This is a genomic window from Pseudomonadota bacterium, from assembly GCA_022361155.1.
Taxonomy (GTDB): domain Bacteria; phylum Myxococcota_A; class Polyangia; order Polyangiales; family JAKSBK01; genus JAKSBK01.
The window spans coordinates 1-3968 of the sequence record JAKSBK010000173.1; the positions used below are offsets into that span (position 1 = coordinate 1).

The 3968-nt window shown below is 66.4% G+C and carries 5 protein-coding genes; all 5 read left to right on the forward strand.

The features are described 5' to 3' along the window. Positions 1-284 precede the first annotated feature (284 nt). Positions 285-1304, forward strand: coding sequence for an ABC transporter ATP-binding protein (locus MJD61_06200; protein ID MCG8554866.1), 1020 nt, complete (start codon positions 285-287; stop codon positions 1302-1304). Beyond that, positions 1301-2371 (forward strand): ABC transporter permease, encoded by a 1071-nt coding sequence (locus tag MJD61_06205; GenBank protein ID MCG8554867.1) that lies wholly within the window; start codon positions 1301-1303, stop codon positions 2369-2371. Before MJD61_06200 ends, MJD61_06205 begins: the two co-directional genes overlap by 4 nt. Before the next feature lie 174 nt (positions 2372-2545). Continuing rightward, complete coding sequence (locus MJD61_06210) at positions 2546-2704, forward strand: hypothetical protein (GenBank protein ID MCG8554868.1); 159 nt, start codon at positions 2546-2548, stop codon at positions 2702-2704. A 449-nt stretch (positions 2705-3153) separates the two neighbouring features. After that, complete coding sequence (locus MJD61_06215; GenBank protein MCG8554869.1) at positions 3154-3558, forward strand: endonuclease domain-containing protein; 405 nt, start codon at positions 3154-3156, stop codon at positions 3556-3558. Between the two features lie 88 nt (positions 3559-3646). Then, on the forward strand, positions 3647-3968 hold a 322-nt coding region (locus tag MJD61_06220; protein ID MCG8554870.1), incomplete at its 3' end, for an ATP-dependent helicase.

Below are 3968 nucleotides of genomic sequence, written 5' to 3' on the forward strand. Positions count from 1 at the left end.
GCTGGGATGCTGGAGGCAAGCACATGTGGTAAGGGCCCGCGGAAGAATAACTCGTGTGTTTCGGTGAGGTCTGGGCGCCGCTGGCGAGGCGCGACGACGAGGAGTATTGGGGATGCTTCGAGGAGGAGCAACATAGCCAGCGGTGGTCAGAACCGGCGAAATGGATGAGTTATTCTTCCGCGGGCCCTAAGGCGCCGGGTCCATCGACCGCGGGCCCTAAGGCGCCGGGTCCATCGACCGCGGGCCCTAAGGCGCCGGGTCCATCGAACCGGGTCATGGTGGGCGTGCAGCAGCAAAAAGTGAACGGGCTTGCCATACGTTGCGATGGGCTCACCAAGCGCTACGGCGCCAAGCTCGCGGTCGACAACCTGAAGCTTGAAGTTGGCGTGGGCCAGTGCTTCGGCCTGCTTGGCCCGAACGGTGCGGGCAAGACGACCACGGTCGAGATGCTCGAGGGGCTCACCGCTCCGGACAGCGGCAGCATCGAAGTGCTCGGGCTGCGCTGGGGAACCGGAAACGACAGTCTGCTTCGCAGGCGCCTCGGCGTGCAGCTTCAAGAGACCGTGCTCGCCGACAAGCTGACCGTGCGCGAGACCATCCGCTTGTTTCGCTCGTTCTACCTTGCGGGCCCGAGTGTCGATGCGCTTATTGAGCTGCTCAACCTGCGCGCTGAAGCCAAGCAGCGCTTTCACACCCTTTCGGGGGGACAAAAGCAGCGAGTGGGGCTCGCTTGCGCGCTGGCCGGACAGCCCGAGCTGCTCTTCTTGGACGAGCCTACCACCGGCCTGGACCCGCGCGCTCGCAAGGAGCTGTGGGAGGTCGTGCGCAGCTTCCAGGCCCAGCAGGGCACGGTGCTCATCACCACGCACTACATGGAAGAAGCCGCGGCCCTCTGCGACCGGATTGCGATCGTGGACAACGGCAAGATCATCAGCGAAGGATCGCCAGCCGCACTGGTCGACAGCCTCGGCATCGTCCAGTTCGTGGAATTCGAGCTGGCTTCCGAGCGACCCGCGCCAGATGCGACATCTCTTCAGGCCCTCGGCGCTGTGCGCAGCCTCGAACAGCGCGGCAACCGCTACCGGCTGCGCATCGAGCGGGATCTGGCGGCACTACAAGCAGTGCTCGCCGAGCTGCAGCGCCAGCAGCTCAACCCGATGGGCCTGAGCACCCATCAAGCCACCCTGGACGACGTGTTCCTGGAGCTCACCGGGCGCGCCCTTCAGCCAGAGCCCGAACCGGACACGCCGGGCGCAACGACGAGCCCCGACGCCGACGTAGAGCGACTCCCGAGCGCGCCATGACAAGCGACTCCGACCCGAATTGCTCGTTTTCTCCGCTGCTCGAGCTGACGTGGACCCGACTGCGCGAGTTTTTCAGGGAGAAGGGGGCCGTATTCTGGGTCTTTGTCTTTCCGCTGCTTATGGCCGTGGGGCTTGGCTTGGCTTTCCGCGATCGAGCTCCGGACCGGCCCTCCATAGCGCTGGTTGCTCAGGACAGCGGCGACGCTACCGAGCGACTGGCACAGGCACTCATGGACAGCGATAAGCTCGAGACCCAACGCGTGGACCGGGCAACGGCCGAGCGAGGTTTGGCGCGGGCACGTTTCGACGCCGCAGTGATCTTCCAACCCGGCAAGGAGCCGCTGATCCGGGCGGACCCCATGCAGCAGAAGGCGCCGTTCGCCACCACGATCATCGAGAACGTGCTGCAAGGGGCGGCAGGACGGCGAGACGTCATCGGCGTCCGAAACGAATCGGTGCGGCGCCACGGGGCTCGCTATATCGACTTTCTCATCCCGGGCCTGATCGGTATGAACCTGATGGGCAGCAGCATGTGGGCCGTGGGCTACAGCCTGGTCGTGGCACGCAAACGCCGCCTCCTGCGTCGCTACGCAGTCACGCCCATGTCACGCGTACAGTTCCTCTTGTCCTATCTTCTGTCGCGGACCGTGTTCCTGGTGGTGGAGCTCGCTGTGCTCCTCGCTTTCGCCGACCTGGTCTTCGATGCTCGACTGCGGGGCGGGATCGTAGCGTTCGCCATCCTGTCGGTTCTTGGCGCCAGCGCCTTCGCCGCCATCAGCCTCGTGATCGGCGCGCGCCTCGATAACACCGAATCCGCCAACGGCTGGATGAACTTCGTGCAGCTGCCCATGTGGGTGCTGTCGGGAGTGTTCTTCTCCTACGAACGCTTTCCGGAATGGCTGCATCTGCCGATTCAGGTCCTCCCGCTCACCGCGATAGTGGATGCCCTGCGGGCGGTATTCAACGACGGCGCATCGCTCGTCGCCGTTGCGTTTCCCACCTGCGTGCTCGTCGCCTGGACCCTGCTCGGAGTCGCCGTGGCTCAGCGCACCTTCCGCTGGCAGTAGGCTGGCCAGCATCACGGGCTGCTGCAGCCCGGGCCAGGCGCTCTGTCTCCGGGGCGGTTCGGGTCCGGAGTGCATGGACGGAAGCAGGAGCCCGGCGCGGAGCAGGAGACACCCAGGGCCGCGCACTGAGCAGTGCCGCAGGATGGCGCGAATAATCGACGTGCGAGACGGGGGATGACCTCGCCACGGGTGCTGGCGCGGCAGGAGTGCGCACGGCCCCCCAAGCAGGCTCGGACGCTGGGCCGACGGACTCCGGACTCGGCCAGGCCGGCCAATACCCGCAACTACCAGACGGCGGACGCCTCCCAGGACCGGGTGCAAGCGGAGGCATGATGGGTACACCGCCTGTGGACTCTGGCGCCCCTCCCCCTCCAATCGACCTTAGCCCGACCGCCTGGACGCCGCCGTTCATGTTATCGGAAGGCATGTGGATAGGGATGACCTGGCGTCGTCCGTGCGGGGGGTCTCGTGCTCGGGCCCGGCGGTACCCCCCGGACTCGCGCCTCGAGCCTGAGGAACACCGGGGGGCCGGCTCAGAGATGCTCGCTTCGCGACAGCGTCCATCAGCGCTCGAACATCAGGACCCCCCGCCGGTCCCTGCGCGCGAGACCCCCCGCACGGACGACTCGCGTGGTGGCTGGCTCGGGGGGACGTCGTGGGCGGCGAGAAGTCGGCCATGTGCCTACTTCAACCAGCGCGACCACCGGTTGCTGGACCGCCAGCTTCTCCCCGACCTGCTGCGTCCGCTGATGCAGGCCTCGGTGCGGACGTCGCCGGCACCGATGCCCCGTGAGGATCAGCTCACCCGCCTGCTCAACCTCTGCCAGTCGGAGCTCGAGCGCAAGTGGGCGCGCATGGTCGACCGCATGGGGCTCAAGCTCCCCAGCGACGCGCAGCGGCTCGTCGAGAGCTGCGGTGTACGGCCGGACTTCCTGTACCGCGATGAAGGTGTGGCCATCTTCATCGATGGTCCACCGCACGACACGCCGGAGCAACGAGCGAAGGATGATGAGCAGCAGGATGCTCTCGAAGACCACGGTCTGACGGTCATCCGCTTTCACCACACCGAGGAGTGGGAGCCGATCCTTAGACGTTACCCGACCCTGTTCGGAACGCCGGCGGCGGCCTCCGAGCCGGCGCCGGCTCCCTCGTCGGGTGATGGGTTCGATCCGGAGGACTCGCGATGACACGTGCGCGGGACGAGTTGACCGTGAGCTGGACCGGCAAGCCGAGTCGGTTTCTCGGTCCGCTGATCGAGGGCAAGGGGGAAGGCGCATGAGCTTCGACGTGGGCGCGCTGGTAAAGGCTCGCGGGCGCGAGTGGGTCGTGTTGCCCGAGAGCAATGACGATCCCGACATGTTGATTCTGCGACCTCTCGGTGGGACCGAAGACGAGGTCACCGGGATCTACCTGCCCATCGAGCAGGTGGAACCGGCCAAGTTCGATCTGCCCGATCCGGCCAGCGACATGGGGAACCATCTGTCCTGCGGCTTGCTTCGCGATGCGGTGCGCCTCGGGTTCCGCTCGGGCGCTGGTCCGTTTCGTTCGCTCGCGAGGATTGCCGTCGAGTCGCGCCCCTACCAGCTCGTGCCCCTCC

What these genes read in the sequence shown, in the direction of transcription:
- MJD61_06205 (MCG8554867.1), top strand. Translation starts at nt 1,301, where the DNA reads ATGACAAGCGACTCCGACCCGAATTGCTCGTTTTCTCCGCTGCTCGAG.
- MJD61_06210 (MCG8554868.1), top strand. Translation starts at nt 2,546, where the DNA reads ATGACCTCGCCACGGGTGCTGGCGCGGCAGGAGTGCGCACGGCCCCCC.
- MJD61_06215 (MCG8554869.1), top strand. Translation starts at nt 3,154, where the DNA reads ATGCCCCGTGAGGATCAGCTCACCCGCCTGCTCAACCTCTGCCAGTCG.